At 71.2% G+C, this 21091-nt stretch carries 16 protein-coding genes; 8 read left to right on the top strand and 8 right to left on the bottom strand.

The features are described from left to right. Positions 1-8 precede the first annotated feature (8 nt). Positions 9-743 carry a hypothetical protein gene (locus ABZX10_RS02550; protein WP_355534213.1) on the top strand — a complete coding sequence of 245 codons (735 nt, stop codon included), beginning with the start codon at positions 9-11 and terminating at the stop codon, positions 741-743. A 36-nt stretch (positions 744-779) separates the two neighbouring features. On the opposite strand, the gene ABZX10_RS02545 is transcribed toward ABZX10_RS02550, so the two are convergent. The 5 genes from ABZX10_RS02545 to car form a co-directional block, all read right to left on the bottom strand. After that, positions 780-1505, bottom strand: a complete 726-nt coding sequence (locus tag ABZX10_RS02545) for a sirohydrochlorin chelatase (protein WP_355534211.1) — start codon at positions 1503-1505, stop codon at positions 780-782. 1 nt (position 1506) lies between these two features. Beyond that, positions 1507-2634 (bottom strand): uroporphyrinogen-III synthase, encoded by a 1128-nt coding sequence (locus ABZX10_RS02540; RefSeq protein WP_355534209.1) that lies wholly within the window; start codon positions 2632-2634, stop codon positions 1507-1509. Between the two features lie 26 nt (positions 2635-2660). Next, positions 2661-4073 carry a nitrate/nitrite transporter gene (locus ABZX10_RS02535; protein WP_355534207.1) on the bottom strand — a complete coding sequence of 471 codons (1413 nt, stop codon included), beginning with the start codon at positions 4071-4073 and terminating at the stop codon, positions 2661-2663. 198 nt (positions 4074-4271) lie between these two features. Continuing rightward, positions 4272-4826, bottom strand: coding sequence for a single-stranded DNA-binding protein (locus ABZX10_RS02530; protein WP_355534205.1), 555 nt, complete (start codon positions 4824-4826; stop codon positions 4272-4274). 142 nt (positions 4827-4968) lie between these two features. Beyond that, entirely contained in the window at positions 4969-8292 is a 3324-nt protein-coding gene (gene car, locus ABZX10_RS02525; protein ID WP_355534203.1) for a carboxylic acid reductase, read from the bottom strand. Positions 8293-8524: 232 nt separating this feature from the next. Between car and ABZX10_RS02520 the strand changes: the two genes are divergently transcribed. The 7 genes from ABZX10_RS02520 to ABZX10_RS02490 all read left to right on the top strand — a co-directional run bounded on the left by ABZX10_RS02520 (position 8525) and on the right by ABZX10_RS02490 (position 17833). Further along, the gene (locus ABZX10_RS02520) at positions 8525-9643 is read left to right on the top strand and encodes an LLM class flavin-dependent oxidoreductase (RefSeq protein ID WP_355534832.1); all 1119 of its coding nucleotides are present in this window, start codon (positions 8525-8527) and stop codon (positions 9641-9643) included. 36 nt (positions 9644-9679) lie between these two features. Then, positions 9680-10789 (top strand): dimethylsulfone monooxygenase SfnG, encoded by a 1110-nt coding sequence (gene sfnG / locus ABZX10_RS02515; protein ID WP_355534201.1) that lies wholly within the window; start codon positions 9680-9682, stop codon positions 10787-10789. Continuing rightward, a complete protein-coding gene (locus tag ABZX10_RS02510) occupies positions 10786-11973 on the top strand; it encodes an SfnB family sulfur acquisition oxidoreductase (RefSeq protein WP_355534199.1) in 1188 nt (395 codons plus the stop codon). Before sfnG ends, ABZX10_RS02510 begins: the two co-directional genes overlap by 4 nt. A 53-nt stretch (positions 11974-12026) precedes the next feature. Continuing rightward, entirely contained in the window at positions 12027-13052 is a 1026-nt protein-coding gene (locus ABZX10_RS02505) for an Atu2307/SP_0267 family LLM class monooxygenase (RefSeq protein WP_355534197.1), read from the top strand. A 107-nt stretch (positions 13053-13159) separates the two neighbouring features. Further along, positions 13160-15604: an alpha/beta fold hydrolase gene (locus tag ABZX10_RS02500; protein WP_355534195.1), complete on the top strand. Its 2445-nt coding sequence runs from the start codon at positions 13160-13162 to the stop codon at positions 15602-15604. Beyond that, positions 15601-16479: an ABC transporter permease subunit gene (locus ABZX10_RS02495; protein ID WP_355534193.1), complete on the top strand. Its 879-nt coding sequence runs from the start codon at positions 15601-15603 to the stop codon at positions 16477-16479. The genes ABZX10_RS02500 and ABZX10_RS02495 overlap by 4 nt, the downstream gene beginning before the upstream one ends. Before the next feature lie 121 nt (positions 16480-16600). Further along, positions 16601-17833: a Fic family protein gene (locus ABZX10_RS02490; RefSeq protein WP_355534191.1), complete on the top strand. Its 1233-nt coding sequence runs from the start codon at positions 16601-16603 to the stop codon at positions 17831-17833. Positions 17834-17931: 98 nt separating this feature from the next. Here ABZX10_RS02490 and paaI read toward each other — a convergent pair whose 3' ends face one another. From paaI to ABZX10_RS02475, 3 genes are all read right to left on the bottom strand, one after another. Continuing rightward, positions 17932-18339 carry a hydroxyphenylacetyl-CoA thioesterase PaaI gene (paaI, locus tag ABZX10_RS02485; RefSeq protein WP_355534189.1) on the bottom strand — a complete coding sequence of 136 codons (408 nt, stop codon included), beginning with the start codon at positions 18337-18339 and terminating at the stop codon, positions 17932-17934. Beyond that, positions 18336-20390, bottom strand: coding sequence for a phenylacetic acid degradation bifunctional protein PaaZ (gene paaZ / locus ABZX10_RS02480; protein WP_355534187.1), 2055 nt, complete (start codon positions 20388-20390; stop codon positions 18336-18338). The genes paaI and paaZ overlap by 4 nt, the downstream gene beginning before the upstream one ends. 80 nt (positions 20391-20470) lie before the next feature. Then, on the bottom strand, positions 20471-21082 hold the full coding sequence (locus ABZX10_RS02475) for a TetR/AcrR family transcriptional regulator (RefSeq protein ID WP_355534185.1): 612 nt from the start codon (positions 21080-21082) through the stop codon (positions 20471-20473). Positions 21083-21091 lie beyond the last annotated feature (9 nt).

Below are 21091 nucleotides of genomic sequence, written 5' to 3'. Positions count from 1 at the left end.
GTCAGGCGATGTCGAGTCACGGCGACGCATCGGTTCGGCCGCCCGAGCAGGGACAGCTCACGGCGGGGCAGGTCAGGTTCCTGGTCGGCTCGGTCGCACCTGAGGTGGACGTGCGGGCCGCCGCGGGACGCCCCTACGGGCGGCTCAGCCCCACGGCTCTGCAGGTCGGCACCGACGGGTCGGTGCACCTCGCCGCCTCGCCGAGCGCCGTGGACGCCGACGCCCACGCGGCACCCGAGGTACTCGGCGGCGCAGAGCCCACCGTCCGGTCCGAGGTCTTCTCCCTCGCCAGCACCAGCTACTCCCTCCTCACCGGGCACCCGCCGAACCCGTACGGCTTCGCGACGGTACGCCGGGCCCGCCCCGATCTCGATCCGCGCGTCGACGGTGTGCTCGCCCAGGCCACGGCACGCGGCCCGGAGTTCCGCTTCCCGACGGTGACCGCGTTCGCGGACGCGCTCGGAGCCGCGCTGGGTGTGTCGGCCGAACCGCTCCGTCCGGTGCCGCCGCCCGGGTCGACGGGCCAGTGGGCCGCGATCCCCGCGCCGTTCGCGGCCGCCGGACCTGCGCCCTCCCCCGCCTACTCCCCGCCGTCGGGTCCGATGCCGACACCGGCGCCCCCTGCGCCGACCGGCAACCGTTTCACCGGGTTCGAGGTGTCCGAAACGGCGCTCTCCATCGCCCTGCTGTTCCTCGTGATCCTCGTCGGCGCGGGCTGCCTGTCGCTGTTCCTCATCGTCTAGATCGCACCGATCGCCGGCACACCACCTCGACTTCGATCAGGTAAGCGTCTCGGCTGCAGTCCGAACGGCGGGCATCGCCAGTCCCGCGTGGCTTCGACGCAGGCACGCGAGCCGGACGACGGACGGGTGCAGGCCCAGCGGCTCCGCGACCACGTCGGCGCCGGAATCCCGCAGACGCTGCTGGAACAGCCCCTCCGCCAGGAGGTAGGACGCGACGGCGACGGACGGCGCACCGTCGGACCGCAGGCGCGCGACGACCTCCGGCACCGCGCGATAGCCCTCGCTCTGCCGGCTCGGGGCGGCGAAGGCGATCGAGACCCGGGCGCCGACCAGCGCCGAGAGGGCGGCCGCGGTGCGCCGCAATTGCCCCTGCGCGTGCACATCGCGGGTGCCGGCGGCGGCCATCACCACGGCATCGCCTCGCCGCCACCCGGATTCGAGCAGCCGGCCGAGCATCGCGCGCGCCAGCTCGGGCGACGGTCCGAGGGCTTCGGTGATCGTGACGGATCGGTGGCCGGACTCGGCGATCTCCCGCGGAAGATCGTGGCGCACGTGGTATCCGCTCGACAGGAACGCCGGAATCACGACCGTCGGCTCGTCGGGGTGCCGTGCGAGCACCTCGCTCGGCGCCGGCCCCAGGACGTCCACGAACGCCACCCGGACGGCTTCTCGGAGGCGGTCCGTCATCGCCGCGGCGAGGTCGCCGATCATCGCGACGCCGTGCTCGCTGCGGGTGCCGTGCGCCACGAGCAGTGTGCCCATCTCAGTGCTCCCCGTCGACTGCGAGTCGGTAGCCGCGTTTGACCACTGTCGCCACGATCTCCTTGTGGCCCAGCCCCGCCCGCAGCCGCGCGACGGCGGCCTCGACGGCGTGCGGGTCGTCGCCGCCCAGGGCGGCGAGCAGGTCGTCGCGCGAGACGACCGCGCCCGGCTCCCGGGCGAGCAGCCGCAGCAGCACGATCGACGTGGGTGTGAGCTCGCGGTCGACACCGTCGACGACCGCTCCGCGCGCGCGGATCCCGAGCGCACGGCCGGCGACGGCGAGGTCCGGTCTGCGCTCGGGGAGGTCCTGCTCCACGAGACGCGCGAGCGCGCCCAGCCGCATCCGCTCCGGCGTGACGGACGCGATGCCGGCGCGGTCGAGCGGTGTGGCGGTGACCGGTCCCACGCAGTACGGCACCACGGCGCCGGTCAGCGCTCCGCGCAGCGCCGCGCCGAGCCCCAGCTCGGCGGCGCGTTCGAGGACGGAGGCGGCGGCCGGCGCCGAGGTGAAGGTGACGGCGTCGACCGCGCCGGTGGCGATGGCCTCCACCACCCGGTCGAGTCCGGTGAGGTCGTCCGGCTGCTCCCACCGGTACACGGGCACCGGGACGATCTCGGCGCCCAGCGCACGCAGGCCCTCGAGCAGGCCGGGGTTCGGGTCCCACTCGTCGGTCGCTCCGTGCAGTTGGACGGCCACCCGCCGGCCGGCGAGGTCCGCGCCGCTGAGGTGACTGAGCACCTCGGCGGAGGATTCCGACGGCGGCGACCATTCCTCCCGCAGCCCGGCGGCCCGGAGGGCGCCCGTGGCCTTGGGGCCGCGGGAGATGACGCGGCCCGCTCCGAGCGTCGCGAGCAGCCGCTCGGCGACGCCCCAACCCTCGGCAGCCTCGAGCCAGCCGCGGAAGCCGATGCCCGTGGTCGCCACCAACAGGTCCGGTGGGTTCCCGAGCAGCTCGTCGGTCGCGGCGCGGAGCCGCTCGTCGTCGGACAGCGGGACCATGGCGATCGCCGCTGCCGCGATCACGACGGCACCGCGCCGCTCGAGCAGGGTGGTCTGCTCGTCGGCGCGGCGCGCGGCCGTGATGGCCACGGTGAATCCGAGAAGGGGGCGGGCCGGCGCCTCGGTCATCGGATCGTGCTCCTTCGCTGGGACTGTCATCGGGTGTCGGCGACGGTGAGCGCACCGTCGCGCGACGTGGGCTCCAGCGTCCCATGGCCGCGCGGCGCCGGCGTACGCACGTACACCTTCCAGGTGACCAGCGCGGCGAGGACGTAGAAAGCGCCGAACACCCAGAACGCGATCGTCGCGGTGCCGGAGGACTGGTACGACGCACGCAGGACCAGGTTGATCCCGACTCCGCCGAGGCCACCGATCGCGCCGGCGATGCCGATCACTGCACCGGACATCGCGCGGGAGTAGTGCGTGCGCGTGGCCTCGTCGGCGTCGAGCGAGCGGGCCTTGGCCTCGAAGATGGACGGGATCATCTTGTACACGGAGCCGTTGCCCAGGCCGCTGAGCAGGAACAGGGCGATGAATCCGAGGACGTAGGCTCCGAGCACCGCTCCGGAGGGAGCCCCGGAACCCGCGGTGGTGGCCGCGGCGATGAGGACGCCGCCGGCGGCGATCATCCCGGCGAAGACGTACAGGGTCACCCGGCCACCGCCGAGGCGGTCGGCGAGCTTGCCGCCGTAGACACGGGAGATCGATCCCAGCAGAGGCCCGAGGAAGGCGATCTGTGCGGCGTGCAGCGAGGCCTGCGCGGCGGTCTCGCCGCCCGCCTTGAAAGTGGCCTGCAGGACCTGCCCGAAGGCGAAGGAGAAGCCGATGAACGAACCGAAGGTGCCGATGTAGAGCAGAGCGACGATCCACGTGTCGCGATCCCGGGTCGCGGCCCGCATCGCGGCGGTGTCGACGGTCGGCACCTGCAGGTTGTCCATGAACAGCGCCGCCCCGATTCCCGCGACGGCGAGCAGGACGAGGTACACCGCGCACACCCAGTAGGGCTGACGGTCGCCGACCGTCGCGATGACCAGCAACCCGACCAGCTGCACGGCCGGCACGCCGATGTTGCCGCCCCCCGCGTTGAGACCGAGCGCCCACCCCTTGAGCCGCTGTGGGAAGAAGGCGTTGATGTTGGTCATCGACGAGGCGAAGTTGCCGCCGCCGAAGCCGGTCAGCGCCGCGCACAGCAGGTAGACCCACAGCGGCTGCCCCGGATTCGCGAGGATCAGCATCGTCGCGATCACCGGGACCGCGAGGACGAAGGCGCTGAAGATCGTCCAGTTGCGGCCGCCGAAACGGGCTGTGGCCAGCGTGTACGGGATCCGCAGGCACGATCCGACGAGGGTGGCCGTCGCGCCGATGAGGAACTTGTCGGCGGTGCTCAGGCCGTACACATCCTGCGGCATGAAGAGGACCATCACGGACCACAGGGACCACACCGAGAACCCCACGTGTTCGGCGATCACCGACCACAGCAGATTCCGCTTCGCGGTCTTCTCCCCGCCCGACTCCCACTGCTGCCGGTCCTCGGGATCCCACTCGGTGATGGTGCGAGCTCGCGTCATGTCCGACCTCCGGTGCCTCGACGACTTCTGGTCGGACCGACGCTAGGAGGCCCGTGTTGCGGTGCCGATTCGCTCGGTGTCCGCCGGATGAACTCGACCTCACACCACTGGACGCGGCGACGTGAGGAACTGGAAGGGCGATCTCGCGCTCGTGATCGACCGCGGCCGGCACCGTCGAGCCGGCGGGCCGCCGGTCCGTCAGAAGTCCGGCACTCCACCCACCGCCGCCGGTTCGCGCTCGCCCTGCCCCAGGCCCTCGCCCCCGAAGTCCCCGACCACGACGACCTCACGGTCCCCACCGTCGCCGTCGTGCCGGTCGATCTCGGCGTCGCGTTCGCCGGCCGACGCGTCCACGGCCGCCGGCGACGGCGCCATCTCCCGGTACGGCTCGCCCTTGCCGACGTACTGGCTGGCACACATCCGCAAGTTCAGCCCGATGGCGTCGGCCTTGAGGTCCAGCGAGCTGTGCCGGTTACCGTCGGTGCCGTTGAAGGTCTCGTGCTTGAGCTCGCCGTGCACGATCACCGGGCGGCCCTTGGCGATCACGGCGCGCGCGTTGCGTGCCAGCGCGCCGAAGGCCTTGACGTTCAGCCACAGCGTGCCCGTCTGCTTCCACTCACCGTTCTCGTCGAGATAGCCGTTGTTCGCGGCCATGGTGAAGCTCAGGAAGTCGTGCCGCTGATCGCGGGCGGACTCCCGGTAGGTGAGATCGTTCGTGACATTGCCTGCTGCGAAAACAAGTACCCCGGGCATGGCGCCCCTCCTCGTCTGCCGTGCGGCCGGCGGTATCCGGCCGTCACCGACGAGTGTCACCCGCGGGCCCCACCGCGAACCGTGGTCGCGGCGGGGCCTGTGGAGAAAAAAGGTTACATACGCTCATCTGTGGATAGCGGCGTCAGACAGCGCCTTCCGGGGCGAGCCAGCCCGCATCTTCGAAGCCGCGCAGGTACTTCTCGATGAGCGCGCGGCCCAGGTGTGGGATGTCGCCCGGGCCCACGTTCTCGGCGCGCACGGCCTCCCGGAAGCGGTCGGCCGTGAGTGCGCCGCCGGCTCCGGCCGGGCTGCGGCGCGCGAACGAGTGCAGTAGCGGTAGCACGGAGCGCTGACGGTCCGCGTCGGGCAGCGCCCGCAGCGCGCGCTCGAACCGCTCGAGCCACTCGTCGTAGTCCTCGATCCGCTCGACGGTGCGCTCCTGCGCGATCCAGTCCACGAAGCTGTCCAGGCTCACCGCGTCGTCGTTGACGTTGAGCACGTGGAGGGTCCGGAAGCCCTCGCGCGCCGCCGATCCGAGGGTGACGATCGACTCCGCGGTGAAGTCCACGGGCAAGCCGTCGTAGTGCGGGCTGCGCCCGGAACCGTCGGGCTCGTAGAAGGATCGCGGCGCGAGCCCCGTCTCCGCGATGCTCAGGAGCAGGCGGGTGAACTGGTCGACGGGGTTGTACTGGCCACGGAACCGGCTGTGCGCCAGGATCATGTCCGACCGGAACACGCGCACCGGCAGGCCCGCGAGATCGGATGCCTCGTGCAGCAGCACCTCACCGGCCCATTTGCTCACGGCGTAGCCGTTGGCGTATGCCTCCGCACCGATCCGGCGCTCGGCGCCGACCACGCGGACATCGTCGTCCTCGACGAGCAGGCGGCCGTCGTCCTGCGGGACCACGGCCACCGTCGAGACGTAGTCCACGGACTTGCGCCGGTCCGTGACGGCGAGGCGGATGATCTCGGCGGTCGCCACCACGTTCGGGCCGAACAACTGGTCGTAGGGCAGCACGTGATTGACGAGCGCGCCGCAGTGCACGACATGGTCGACGGTGTGCGCGAGACGCCCCCACGTGTCGTCGTCGAGCCCCAGCGACGGGCTGCCGAAGTCGCCCGGCACGACCTCCAAGTGCCGTGCCGCGAGCCGCGCGAACTCCTCGGTCAACGCCGGGTCGGCGGTGCCGATCGCATCGAACACGCGCCGTCGGGCGTCATCGGCGTCGGCGCCGCGCACCAGGGCGACGACGGTGCCGTCGCTGAGCGCCACGCGGCGCAGCCACTCGAGCAGCAGGAACCGCCCCAGGTAGCCGGTCGCGCCGGTCAGCAGGACCGTCGTCGGCTCCCCGTGCGGCGCGGGCTTCGACGGCGCCGCGGCCAGCAGTTCGGGGTCGATGAACCGGTCCAGCTGCAGGTCGGCCGCGCGGGCGATCGTCGCGCCGGCGCCGTGGATCGACGCGGCGGTGGGCGCCTGGACGGTGCCCGCGCGCACGGCCTCGACGTGCGCGACCACGCCGGCGAGGGTCGCGGTGGGACCCACGATGGTCTGCACGGGCACCGGCAGGTCGTAGAGCCCTTCGAGCGTGGTGGCGAGCGAGAGGGCCGACAGGGAGTCGCCCCCGAGGTCGACGAAGCGCGTATCGCCGTCGAGTTCCTCGGGGAGCACGCCGAGGGTCAGGGCGGCCGCGCGCAGGACCGTCTCCGCGACGGGGCCGTCGGCATCGAGTCCCCGGAGGCCATCAAGGCGCCGCTCGTCGGCAGCTGCGTAGAGGCCCGCCAGCCGGTCGCCGTAGCGGGCGGTCAGAGCGGGACGCACCAGTTTGCCGATACCCGAACGCAGCCCGTTCTCCGCGGAGAAGGGCTCGCGCTCGATGATCACGTCGCGCGGCAGCTCGTAACCGGCGAGCTCGTTCTCGCGGGCGACGGTGGCGAGGGCGTCGAGGACGCGGACCCGCGCCTGCTCGTCGGTCTCATCGGTGGGACCGGGCGCCGGGACGACGACGGCCAGCAGGTACGAGCGCTCGCTGGTGCCGTACAGGAAGATCTGGCGCACCGCGGGATTCGCCGAATAGGTCGCCTCGAGCCGAGCGATCGGCACGAACTCGCCCTGCGCGAGCTTGATCACGTTGCTGCGCCGGTCGACGTACTCGAGCCGGTCGGGCCCGAGCTCGACCATCACGTCGCCCGTGCGGTAGTACCCGTCCTCATCGAGGACCTGCTTGTCGGAGCGGTAGTAGCCGGGGATCAGCTGGCGCGACTTCACCAGGAGCTCACCGCGCGGATGCGGCAGATCGGTGGTGAGGTAACCCAACTCGGGCACGTCGATGAGCTTGTAGTCGATCACGGGTGGCCGCGACACGACGCCGTCGACGATGATCCCGCCGGCCTCGGTGGAGCCGTACCCGATCCGGATGCTCACACCGAGCAGCTGTTCCATGAACGCCTGCAGGTCGGCGGAGAGTGCGGCGCTGCCGCAGACGGCGGCCTCGACGTTGCCGCCGAGCACCTCGTCCCGCATGTACGCGCGGGCGGTTTCGGCGTCGGTCTCCGCCTCGAGGGCGAGGAACCGCTGGTGCACCAGCTCGCAGACGCGCGGGACGAGGGCGATCGCGGTCGGGCGAGCGTCGGCGAGGTCGTCGAACAGGCTGGACATGTCGGCCGCGGACGCGAAGTAGCCGACGCCACCGGCAGCGAGGCCCGCAATCAGCCAGTTCCGCCCGTACATGTGGCTCATCGGCAGGAAGTGCAGGAGCACGCGGGCGGGAAAGTCGTCGTCGATGATGCTCTCGACCTTGAGCCACGCGTGCACGACGATGTGCTCGGTGTACATCGCCCCCTTCGGCGTGCCGGTGCTGCCGGACGTGTAGATCAGGGTCACGAGCCGGTCGCCGTCCGGCGCTTCGGCGCGGTAGGGATCGGGGACAGGAAGCGATTCGCCGCGCGCGATCTCGTCGTCGAGGGTCGTCTCGCCGGGGGCGGCACCGTCGAAGACCACGAGGCGCGGATCCGCGCAGGACTCGGCCACCGCGGCGCGGGCGAGCGGGAGCTGCGCGGCGCTGACGGCGAGGATCTTCGGCGCGGTCTCGTCGAGGATGGCCGCTGTGCGCGCTGCGGGGGCGCCCGCCTGCAGGGGCACGTTCGGCGCCCCGAGCAGCGTGGTGGCGAGGTCCACGACCACGAAGTCCGGGCTGGTAAAGCCCAGGACGGCGACGAAGTCGCCCGGTTTCAGTTCCTCGCGCCAGGCGGCGGTCAGGGCGGTGACGCGGCGCCACACCTGGCCGTAGGTGGTATCGCGGTACGGACCGTCGGGACCGCCGTCGCGGGTCGCGAACGCGGGACGGTCCGCGAACCGGGTGAAGGCGGACGCGATGACATCGGCCAGGTGACCGGGCGATCCCCCTGCGCCGGACGCGGCACCTGCTGCCGGGTTCGGTTCGGTCGACTCGACGATCTCGACGGACATGAGCAAAACCTCATTTCACTACGAAACTCTAACTAATATGTTCTCTAGCTTAGCTACTGATCGGTAGGTCCGCACGTTCGACGCATCGAGAGTCGAAACCTGGCCCCCACGGCCGCGTGGTGATGAACTGGCGCTTCGTACACCCGCTCCCCGACGGAAGGCCGACGTGAGCTCGCGCACCCCTCTCCACCTGCACTGGTTCCTGCCCACCTACGGCGACTCGCGGAACCTCATGGCCGGCGGGCACGGCAGCTCGATGAGCGGCGATCGCCCCGCGGACCTGCGCTACCTCAAGCAGCTCGCGCTGGCGGCCGAGGCGAACGAGTTCGAGGCCGTCCTGATCCCGACGGGACTGTGGTGCGAGGACGCATGGCTCACCGCCGCGCTGCTGGCCGACGCCACCGACGAGCTCAAGTTCCTCGTGGCGCTGCGGCCGGGCCTGACCAGCCCGCTCCTCGCCGCCCAGATGGCGACCACGCTGCAGTGGCAGACCGGCGGCCGCGTGCTCCTCAACGTGGTCACGGGCGGAGAGTCCTCCGAACAGCGTGCCTACGGCGACACGCTCACCAAGGACGAGCGGTACCAGCGCTGCGGCGAGGTGCTCGACATCACCCGCCAACTGTTCGACGGTGCCGGCCCGGTGAACGTGGCCGGGAAGTACGCCTCCGCCGAGAACGCGCTGCTCGCGCGCCGCCCGGATCCCGCTCCCCCGATCTTCTTCGGCGGCAGTTCCCCCGCCGCCGGCGATGTCGCGGCGAAGTACGCCGACACGTACCTCACCTGGGGCGAGCCGCCCGCGCAGGTGGCGAAGAAGCTGGACTGGATCCGCGGTCTCGCCGCCGCACAGGGCAGGACGCTGACCTACGGCATCCGCCTGCACGTGATCTCGCGCGACACCTCGGAGGAGGCGTGGGCGGAGGCCAACCGCCTGCTCGGCAACCTCGACCCCGCGGCGGTGCGCGCGGCGCAGGCGAACCTGGCCCGGAGCGAGTCCGAGGGGCAGCGCCTCATGCGTGAATTGCACGGCGCAGGAGCGGCCTTCGACGAGGCCGCCGACGCCCGGTCGCTGCAGGTGTACCCGGGCCTGTGGACCGGCGTGGGCCTCGTTCGCGGTGGTGCGGGCACCGCGCTCGTCGGCTCGCACGATGAGGTCGCCGACCTCATCGCCGAGTACGCCGCCCTCGGCCTCGATCACTTCATCCTCTCCGGGTACCCGCACCTGGAGGAGGCGTACCACTTCGGCGAGGGCGTGCGCCCCCGCCTCGCGGCCCGCGGCCTGCTCGGCGCCTCCGCCGCACCGTCGGAGCCCGTGCGCGGCGCCTTCCTGCCCGACCTCTCCCCCACCTCCTGATCCCAGCTCCCCAGCTCTCACCCGAAGGACGAACCGTTGACCACTGAGAAGATCGCCGATGAGATCAAGTTCGCCTACTGGGTCCCCAACGTCTCGGGCGGACTGGTCACCAGCGACATCGAGCAGCGCACCAGCTGGGACTTCGAGTACAACAAGAAGCTGGCGCAGACGGCCGAGCGCGTGGGTTTCGAGTACGCCCTCTCGCAGGTGCGGTACATGGCCAGCTACGGCGCGGAGTACCAGCACGAGTCGACCTCGTTCAGCCTCGCACTGCTCGGCGCGACGGAGAAGCTGAAGGTGATCGCGGCCGTGCACCCCGGGCTGTGGCACCCCGCCGTGCTGGCCAAGTTCGGCGCGACCGCCGACCACCTGTCGAACGGGCGGTTCGCCATCAACGTGGTCTCGGGCTGGTTCGCGGGCGAGTTCAAGGCGCTCGGCGAGCCCTGGCTCGAGCACGACGAGCGCTACCGGCGCAGCGCCGAGTTCCTCGAGGTGATCCGCAGGATCTGGACCGAGGACAACGTCGACTTCGGCGGCGATTTCTACCGGATCCGCGATTTCACCCTCAAGCCCAAGCCGCTGAACACCCAGGAGCGCCCGAACCCGGAGCTCTTCCAGGGCGGCAACTCCTCGGCCGCCCGGGTCAACGGCGGCAAGTACGCCGACTGGTACTTCTCGAACGGCAAGGACTTCGACGGCGTCACCGACCAGCTCGACGACCTGCGCCGCGTGGCCCGGGAGGCGCAGCGCGAGGTCAAGTTCGGGCTCAACGGTTTCATCATCGCCCGCGACACCGAGAAGGAAGCGCGGGACACCCTCCGCGAGATCGTCGAGAAGGCGAACAAGCCCGCGGTCGAGGGCTTCCGGGACGCCGTGCAGCAGGCCGGCAAGTCCACCTCGGACGGCCGCGGCATGTGGGCGGACTCGTCGTTCGAGGATCTGGTGCAGTACAACGACGGTTTCCGCACGCAGCTGATCGGCACGCCCGAACAGGTCGCGGAGCGGATCGTCGCCTACAAGGAGCTGGGCGTCGACCTCATCCTCGGCGGTTTCCTGCACTTCCAGGAGGAGATCGAGTACTTCGGCGACAAGGTGCTGCCGCTGGTCCGCGAGATCGAGGCGAGCCGCTCCGGGGCACTGGTGTGACCCTCGCCTCCGCGATCGACTCGGCCGAGGCGGCGATCGCCACGGCGCGCGAGCTCGCGACGCGGTTCGCCGACGGTGCCGCGGAGCGCGACCGGGAGCGGCGCCTGCCGCACGCCGAAGTCGAATACCTCTCCGACGCCGGGCTGTTCTCGCTGACGGTGCCCGCCCGCTTCGGCGGGCCCGACCTGCCGCCATCCGTCGTCGCCGAGGTCTTCCGCACCCTCGCCACCGCCGACGGCTCGCTCGCGCAGATCCCGCACAGCCACTACGTGTACCTCACCGCGCTGCGCCTGGCGGGGCCGGAGGGGCTGCAGCGCAGGATCTTCGAGCAGGTGCTCGACGGGGCCCGGATCGCCAACGCGCAATCGGAACGGGGCGGGCGGACCGTCGCCGACGTCGCCACCACGCTGACCAGGACGCCGGACGGCGCACACCTCGACGGCGAGAAGTTCTACTGCACGGGCTCGCCGTACGCACACCTCCTCGCGGTGCTCGCCCGCGACGCGGACTCCGGCGAGCAGGTCATCGCCTTCGTGCCTGCGGACACCCCCGGTATCGCGATCGCCGACGACTGGAACGGGCTGGGCCAGCGGACCACCGGCAGCGGCACCGTCCGCTTCGACGACGTCGCCGTGCCCCTGGACGCGGTGTTCACCCGCTCCCCAGCGGTGGCCGAACCCACCGGCTACGGCGCGTTCGCCCAGCTGCTGCACGTCGCCATCGACGCCGGGATCGCGCGGGGAGCGCTCGGCGCCGCGGCCGAGTTCGTCCGCACGACGTCCCGGCCCTGGTTCGAGGCCGGCGTCGACCGGGCGCAGGACGATCCGCTCGTGATCCAGCGTTTCGGCGAGCTGACGGTGGCGGTCCGCGCCGCGGAGGCGGCACTCGTCGTCGCCGCACAGGCCGTCGACGCAACCTTCGACGCTCCCGGCCCGGACACCGCCGCCGAGGCGTCGCTCGCCGTCGCCACCGCCAAGGTGCTCGCGGACCGCGCGGCGACCGAGGTTCCGTCGGCGCTCTTCGAGGTGAGCGGCACCCGGAGCGCCGCGGGCGATGCGGGCCTCGACCGGTATTGGCGGGACGCGCGCACGCACACGCTGCACGACCCGGTGCGGTACAAGGTCCGCCACCTGGGCCGCTTCACCCTGAACGAGGAGCGTCCGCCGCTGCACGGCGTCGTCTGACCGACCGGAATAGATTCGGACTTCAGTCCGTTTGCATCGGTACTATGACTGACATGAAGATTCCCGAGTTCGGTGTGGACACCTTCGGCGGCGTCACCAAGGACGCGCAGGGTGAGCCGCTGCCCCATCCGCGGGTGATCCGCGACCTCGTCGAGGAGGCCGTCGCCGCCGATGAGACGGGTCTCGACTTCTTCGGTGTCGGTGAGCATCACCGCGCGGACTTCGCCGTCTCGAGCCCGGAGATGGTGCTCGCGGCGATCGCGTCGCGCACCGAGTCCATCCGGCTCGGCTCGACGGTGACCGTCCTCAGCTCCGACGATCCGGTGCGGGTCTACGAGCGGTTCGCGACGCTGGACGCGGTCTCGAACGGCCGCGCCGAGATCGTCGCGGGCCGTGGCTCGTTCACCGAGTCCTTCCCCCTGTTCGGCTACGACCTGCAGGACTACGAGGTGCTCTTCGAGGAGAAGCTCGAACTGCTCGCCGCGCTCCTGAAGGAGGAGCCGGTCACGTGGTCCGGCACCACCCGCGCCTCGCTCACCGAACAGCGGGTCTACCCGACAACGGCGAACGGCGTCCGCGCATGGGTGGGCGTCGGCGGCAGCCCGGAATCGGTCGTCCGCACCGCCCGGTACGGCTTCGGCCTCTTCTTGGCGATCATCGGCGGGCCGGCGGAACGGTTCGGGGCGTACACCGACCTGTTCCGTCGAGCCGAGAACGAGTTCGGCGGTGCGCCGCAGCCGATCGCGGTGCACTCCCCCGGCCTGGTCGCCGAGTCCGACGAACAGGCCCGCGAACTGGTTCACGACGGTTGGCTGCGGATGCGCCGGCGCATGGGCGCCGAGCGGGGCTGGCCGCCGCCCGCACCGGGCGACTTCGAGCGAGAGGTCGAGACGGGCTCGCTGTACATCGGCTCCCCCGAGACGGTCGCGCGGCGGATCGCCGCCACGATCCGCACGCTCGACGTCGACCGGTTCGACCTCAAGTACGACCAGCCGGTCACGCACGCCGACCTGATGCGGTCGATCGAGCTCTACGGCGAGAAGGTGGTCCCGATGGTCAAGGACATGCTCACCGCCTGACGCGCGCGATCACCGGGTCGCCGCCCAGCTCGACCGCGGACCGCACGTTCTCGCTCAGCGGAACTCGGACCCGGCCCCAGCGGGCGAACCGCACATATCCTGGTCCGGTGCCCCCACCTCGCGCCCTGCGCGGCGCCCCACGGCGCCCCCTCCTCATCGGAACGGCCCTCGCCGCGGTCGTCGTCATCCTGGCCGCGTTCGCGGCGTGCGGCCCGATCGGGCGGGGCGGCGCACCGTCGGTCCAGCGCACCGACCAGATGCTCGACGGGGCCGGGGTGCGCCTCGACACCTCCTTCTTCCGGCCCGACGGTGCCGGGGCCTCGCCCGCGGTGCTCCTCGCCCACGGCTTCGGCGGGTCCAAGGACGACGTGCGCGACGAGGCGGAGCAGCTGGCCCGGCACGGATACGCCGTCCTCACCTACACGGCTCGCGGATTCGGGACGTCGACCGGACTCGTCGGTCTCAACTCCCCCGACGCCGAGGTAGCGGACGCGAGCAAGCTCGTCGACTGGCTCGCGACCCGCTCCGAGGTGCGCCAGGACGCACCCGGCGACCCGCGCGTGGGCGTCGCCGGCGGCAGCTACGGCGGAGCGCTGGCCCTGTTGCTCGCCGGCCACGACAAACGCGTCGACGCGATCGCCCCGCGGATCACCTACTGGAACCTCGAGCAGGCGCTCTTCCCCGGCGGGGTCTACAAGAAGCAGTGGGCGGGCATCCTGTTCACCATGGGCGGCGGCTGCGCGAAGTTCGAGCCCGCGGTCTGTGAGATGTACACGCGGATCGCGCAGGGCGGTGCGCTGAACGACGCGGACCGCGCACTGCTCGCCGCCCGCAGCCCGGCGTCGGTGGGCGCGGACATCCGCGTCCCCACCTACCTCGCGCAGGGCGAACTGGACTCGCTCTTCCCGCTGGAGCACGCCGACGAGGCCGCGAAGCGCATCTCGGCCAACGGCGCCCCGGTCGCGGTCGACTGGATCGCGGGCGGGCACGACGCCGGCAGCGCCGAGGACGCGCGGGTGAACGCCCGCACCGTGGAGTGGTTCGACCGGTACCTCAAGGGCACCGACGCCCCCGCCCTTCCCGCCTTCCAGGTGTCCCGCTCCGGCGGCGTCGACAGGGAGACCGGCGAACGGACGGTGCGCTCGTCGAGCGCCGACGCCTACCCCGGGCTCTCCGGGAGCAACACGCGCACCGTCGGGCTCGACGGTGCGCCGCGGACCGCCGATAACCCGGCCGGCGGCACGCCACCGTCGATCTCCGGCGTCCCCGGGCTCGGCGCGCTCGCGTCCTCCGCCGCCGCACTCGGATCGGGCGGGCTGTCGCGCGACCTGCCCACGCAGGCAGCGGTGTTCGACTCCGCGCCGCTCGCCGGCCCGGTCACCGTCACGGGCACCCCGACGGTGACGATCAGGGTCGACTCCCCCGCGCCCGACGCCGTGCTGTTCGCCAAGCTCTACGACGTGGGTCCCGAGGGCTCACAGGTGCTGCCGCAGCAGCTCGCCGCACCGATCCGCATCCCACTCACCGGCGGCACCGCCACGACGACGGTGCGCCTGCCCACCATCGACCACGAGTTCGCGGCCGGGCACCGGATGCGCGTCGCGTTCGCCACCACCGACCTCGCCTACCTCTCGCCGTCCGCGCCCGCGACGTACACGATCGCGCCCACGAGCCCGCTGACGATCCCGGAGGTTCCGGGGCTGAGGACCGCCCCGCTGCCCTTGCCCACGTGGGTGTGGGTGCTGCCGATCATCGCTGTCGTCGTCGCAGCAGCGCTGCTGGCCGTACGGCGACGGCGCACCGTCGGACCCGCCGACCCGGAGCTGGCCGACGTGGCCCTCCAGGTGACGGGGCTGTCGAAGAAGTACGCCGGCGGCGACGGGTACAGCGTGCGGGACGTGACCTTCCGTGTCGAGCGGGGCCAGGTCCTGGGCCTGCTCGGGCCGAACGGCGCCGGCAAGACCACGACGCTGCGGATGTTGATGGGCCTCATCACGCCCGACGAGGGCGGGATCCGGGTGTTCGGCCACCCGATCCGGCCGGGTGCGCCGGTGCTCTCCCGGGTCGGCGCGTTCGTCGAAGGCGCTGGCTTCCTGCCGCACCTGTCGGGTCGGGCGAACCTCGACCTGTACTGGCGCGCCACCGGGCGACCGGCTGACGAGGCGCATCTCGACGAGGCCCTCGCGATCGCCGACCTCGGCTCCGCGCTGGAACGGCCGGTGCGCACCTACTCGCAGGGCATGCGGCAGCGGCTCGCCATTGCGCAGGCCATGCTCGGCCTGCCCGACGTTCTCGTTCTCGACGAGCCGACCAACGGGCTCGACCCGTCGCAGATCCGGGAGATGCGCGACGCGATCGTCCGGTACGGGGCGACCGGGCGCACCGTGATCGTCTCGAGCCACCTCCTCGCCGAGGTCGAGCAGACCTGCACGCACGTCGTCGTGCTGCGCCGGGGTCGGCTGATCGCGGCGGGCACGGTCGAGGAGATCGTTGCGGCCGGGACCGGGAACCTCGAGGACGCATTCCTCCAACTGACGGGAGACGGGCGATGACCTCCACCGCCGACTCGGTGACCGCCGGCTCGGGCGCGGCCCCGGGGTACTCGCCGGGACGCACGCTGACGGTACGCGTCGAACTCGCCCGGCAGCTGCGGCGCCGGCGCACCCTGGTGATGGCGGCGCTGCTCGCGGCGCTGCCGATCGTCCTGATCGTCGCCCTCGCCGTGGGCACCGACGACAGCGGCCGCGGCAGCGGGCGTCCCTCGATGTTCGACGTCGCCACCGCGTCGGGGCTGAACCTCACCGCGACGGTACTCATCGCGGGGACGGGGTTCCTGCTGGTGATCCCCGTTGCCCTGTTCTTCGGCGACGCCGTGGCCTCCGAGGCGGACTGGTCGTCGCTGCGGTACCTCCTGGCCGCGCCCGTGCCCCGTACTCGGCTGCTGGTCACGAAGGCGATCGTCGCGCTGATCCTGTCCGTCGGTTCCGTCGCCCTGCTGATGGGCGTCGCTCTCGCCGCCGGCACGCTCGCCTACGGCTGGGGGCCGCTGCAATCCCCGACGGCCGTATCGCTGCCCGCGGGGGAAGCACTGTGGCGGCTGCTGCTCGCCGCGGGCTTCATCATCGTCTCCGAGCTCGCCACCGCCGGCCTCGCGCTGTGGCTCTCGACCCGCACCGACGCGCCGCTCGCGGCGGTCGGTGGGGCCGTCGGCCTCACCGTGATCGGCAGCGTGCTGGACCAGGTCACCGCGCTCGGCGGCCTCCGCGCCGCGCTGCCCGCGCACTGGCAGTACGCGTGGACCGACCTGCTGCAGCCGAGCATCGAGTGGTCGGCGATGGCTCAGGGCGTCTCACTGTCGGTGAGCATCGCCGTCGTCTTCTTCGCCCTCGCGGTGCGCGGCTTCCGGACCAAGGACGTCGTCAGCTGACAGCGGGCTTCCGAAGCGCCGCTATTTGTCGCGAAGCGCCTGCCACGACAAATAGCCCTCCCAGACTTCTGACATAATTGACGCTCGATGGGATCCGAGCCAAGTTGAAGAGGGAGCCGCCGTGGCGTATCGCACCCTGAAGTCGGTGTTCTACCAGCGCGATGCCGCAGGGGCCGACTCGGAGGAGAGAGCGCGCCGAACGTCGCCCGCTGCCATCAGTTGGGACTTCGAGCTCAGCAAGAACCAGCTGTTCTGCATGACGACTCCCTATCTGTCGGTGGTCACCGAACGAATCATGTCGCTCAACGCGAGGGCGGAAGCCATCTGGGCGACGATCCCCCCCATCGCACAGAGCCACTACTTCTCGACGATGATTGTGGAAGAAATCCAAGCGACGAACGAGATCGAACAGGTCAACTCGAGCCGGCGCGAGATCACTGACGCGCTCCGCTCACTCAAGCATGACTCCGCGCGCGACCGTCGATTCCGCGAGATGGTCCGTCTATACGCCGCGCTCGGCGACCGTACGGCCGCCGCACCTACAACCCTCGACGATATTCGAGCGGTCTACGACAACGTGACGCGTGGCGAGGTCGACCCCAAGGACTCACCGGACGGTGACCGATTCCGAGCAGGCATCGTCGAGATCACATCAGGCCAGAGAGTGCTTCACAGAGGGTTGGTCCCGGAACAGGCGATCGCTTCCGGGCTGACGGTGATGCTCGCGCAGCGCCGCGACGACGGAGTCCCTCACCTGATCCGGGCAGCCGTATCCCATCTCATCTTTGAGGTCGTCCACCCGTTCTACGACGGCAATGGCCGGACCGGCCGCTTCCTCTTGGCACTGGACCTTGCCGAACAACTCTCACCAGTTTCGTGGTTCTCATTGTCCGCGACCATCTTCGAGAACCGGGACCGGTACTACCGAGCGTTCACCGACCTCGAACATCCGCTCAATCGCGCGGACGCGACGCCCTTCATCGAGGTGATGCTGGAAATCATCGCAGAGTCACTCCACAGAGTGACCGTCGACCTGAGCACGAGGCGCGAATCACTTGAGAGACTGCACCTCGGCGTGCGCGATATCGACCTCAGCAACTATGCGATCACCGCGGATGACGACCTTCGCGACATCCTCTTCGCACTCGGGCAGGCTGCGCTGTTCGATATCGACGATGCCTTCACGCTCAACGATCTCACCGCAGCCGGAAGCCGCTCAAAGCGCTACATCCGAGATAAGGCACAAACGCTCGTCGACGCCGGTCTAGTCGACATCGTCTCCCGCAAGCCCCTCCGATTCCGGCTCAGCACGGCGGGGAGAGCGGTCTGCGCCATCGACGACCTCTCAAGCTGAAAGCGAGCGCAACACCCAGGGCGCGTCCGGCACCTCGGCACCGCCGGCAACTGACCGCCGACTCTTGCCTCCCCCGGCCCGAACGGCCCGGGCGCCTGTCAGGCCCTGGAGAGAATGGATCTGCTGTCGCCGCGGAACTCGGCCACGACCTCGTCGCCCAGCCGGACGGTGACATCGTAGATACCACTGCGCCCGAACCTGTTCCGCTCGACGGCCTCCGCCACGAGCGCGTCGCCCGCGCGGGTGGGGCGCAGGAACCGGATGTCGCCTCGCGCGGCCACCGCGGGCACCCCGTGCCCGTTGCACGCCACGGCGAACGCGGTGTCGGCGAGGGTGAAGACATAGCCGCCGTGGGTGATCCCATGGCCGTTGACCATGTCCTCCCGCACCGTCATCGCCACCACGGCGCGGCCCGGCCGGAGCTCGGTCAGCTCCATCCCGAGCGCCTGGGAGGCGACGTCGGCGGCGAACATCGACTGCGCGGGTTCGCACGCCTCGATGGTCATGCGCCCGCTCCCCCGTCGAGGGTCTTGGCGACGAGGGTGAGCACGTCGTAGGTGGCCACGGGCGCGTCGTCCTGGTTGGTCACCACCGCGTCCCAGCGCACCTCGCCGTACTCCGCCCCCGACCGCGGCGTAATCTGCTTCGCGGTGAGCGTCACCGTCAGCGCGTCGTCGGCCTTCACCGGGGTGAGGAAGCGCAGCGAGTCGACGCCGAAGTTCGCCAGCACGGGCCCCGGAGCGGGGTCCACGAACAGGCCGGCGGCCAGCGAGACCACCAGATAGCCGTGGGCGACGATGCCGCCGAACAGCGGGTTCGCCGCGGCCGCCACCGGATCGGTGTGGGCGTAGAAGGTGTCGCCGGTGAACTCGGCGAAGTGGTCGATGTCCGCGAGACGCACGGTACGCGGGCCGCCGACGATGGTGTCGCCGATCTGCAACTCCGCCAACGACTTCCGGAACGGGTGCACGCCCGACGCCGTCCGCGGAGCGCCGGCCAACCACTGGCCCGTCGTGGCCGCGAGGATCGCGGGCGTGCCCTGGATCGCGGTGCGCTGCATGTGGTGCAGCACGCCGCGGATGCCGCCGAGCTCCTCGCCGCCGCCGGCGCGGCCGGGCCCGCCGTGCACCAGCATCGGCAGGGGCGAGCCGTGGCCCGTCGACTCGCGGGCGTCCTCGGCGTTGAGCACCAGCAGGCGGCCGTGGTACGGCGCGATGCCGAGCAGGACCTCGCGGGCCAGCGCGCCGTCGGCCGTCACCAACGACGCCACCAGGCTGCCGCCGCCGCGCCTGATCAGCCCGACGGCGTGCGCGGTGTCGCGGTAGCCGACCACCGTCGCGACCGGGCCGAAGGCCTCGATCTCGTGCACCTCGGGGGCCTCAGGATCGGTGCTGCGCAGCAACATCGGGGGCAGGTAGGCGCCGACCGTCGCGTCACCGCCGACCACCTCGAAGTCCTGCGGGTCGCCGACCACGAGCTCGGCCGAGGCGCGCAGCTTGTCCACGGCCGCCAGCACGTCGGTGCGCTGGGACAGGGAGACGACGGGGCCCATGGTGACGCCGTCGGCGAGGGGCGCGCCCACAACCACCCGGTCGAGCCGGGCGCGGGTCGCGTCGATCACGGCGTCGACCATGCCCTCCGGCACCAGGGCGCGCCGGATCGCGGTGCACTTCTGGCCGGCCTTGGTGGTCATCTCCGCCACCAGCTGCTTGACGTACAGCTCGAACTCCGGCGCGTCGGCGGCCACGTCGACCCCGAGCACCGAGGCGTTGAGCGAGTCGGCCTCGGCCGTGAAGTGAACGCCGCGCTCGACCAGGACCGGGTGGGACCGCAGGACGGCCGCGGTGCGCGCCGATCCGGTGAAGGCCACCGAATCCTGCCCACCCAAGGACGTCAGCAGCTGCTCGGGATCGCCCACCAGCAGCTGCACGGAGCCCTCGGGGAGGATGCCGGACTCGATGATCCGGCGGAAGACCAGCTCGGTGAGATAGGAGGTCTGGGTGGCGGGCTTGACGATCGTCGGCACGCCCGCGATGAACGCCGGCGCGAGCTTCTCGAGGAAGCCCCAGACCGGGAAGTTGTAGGCGTTGATCTGGACGGCGACGCCGCGGCGGGAGGTGAAGACGTGGCGGGCGACGAACGTGCCCTTCTTGCCCAGCTGCTCCACCGGGCCGTCGAGGTGGATCACGTCGTTGGGCAGTTCGCGCTTGGCCTTGCCGGCGTAGCTGAGGAGGGTGCCGAAGCCGCCGTCGATGTCGACACCGGAGTCCCGTTCGGTGGCGCCGGTGCGGGCGGATTCGGCGTAGAACTCGGCCTTGCCCGCCATCAGTGTCATGGCGAGGGTCTTCAGCGCGGCGGCGCGTTCGTGGAAGGTGAGCGCAGCCAGGGCCGGGCCGCCGACCTCGCGGGCGTAGGTGGCCATCGCGGCCACGTCCAGACCCGTCGAGGACACCCGCGCCACCTCGGCACCGTCGACGGGGCTGTTCACCGGCCGTCCCTCGTCGGCCGCCCGGTACCACCGGCCGCACGCGTAGCTCTCGAGCATCCTGCTGTCCATGATTCCACTCCTGATTACCGTCTATTCGGTCGGTAATCAGAGTGGCCGGAATCGTCGGCCGTGTCAAGGGCACGACCGGATCAGCTCCGACGGAGCCCGGAGAAGGCGATGGTCACGAGCGCGTCCGCCACTTCGTCGACCGGATGATCGGAGCGCGGGCGGTACCACTCGATCAGCGAGTTGACCATGCCGAACAGCAACCTACTGGTGACGGCGGGGTCCGCGTCCGCTCGCACATCGCCCTCGACCACCGCGCCCGCGACAAGATCGGCGATGACCGCGTCGAACTCGCGACGGCGCGCCAGCGCCCGTCGCTCGACCTCCGAATTGCCCCGCACGCGCAACAGCAGGGTGACATACGGCAGCTCCGCGACCAGCACTTCGACACTCCGGCGCAGGACATACTCCAGTCGATCCACGGACCTGCCGGTGATGGCACGCTCCTCGGTGGTCACGGCGAACAGCCCGCTCAGCGCGCGACCCAGGGCCAGGTCGAGCAGTTCCTCCTTGCCCGAGACGTGGTGATAGATCGACGACTTGGTCAGGCCCAGATTCTTCGCCAGGACGTCCATGCTCGTGGCGTCGTAGCCGCGCTCGTTGAACACGCGGACCGCGACCGCGAGCAGCGAGTCGAGGTCGTAACCGGGACGGCCCGGGGCACCGGTGCGCCTACGGACGGGAGTGGCAGCCATCCCCCGATT

It is taken from the genome of Tsukamurella sp. NPDC003166, assembly GCF_040611135.1.
In the GTDB taxonomy this organism is placed as follows: Bacteria; Actinomycetota; Actinomycetes; order Mycobacteriales; family Mycobacteriaceae; genus Tsukamurella.
The sequence above is the reverse complement of the archived record's forward strand: the minus strand, read 5'-3'. Positions and strand labels throughout refer to the sequence as shown.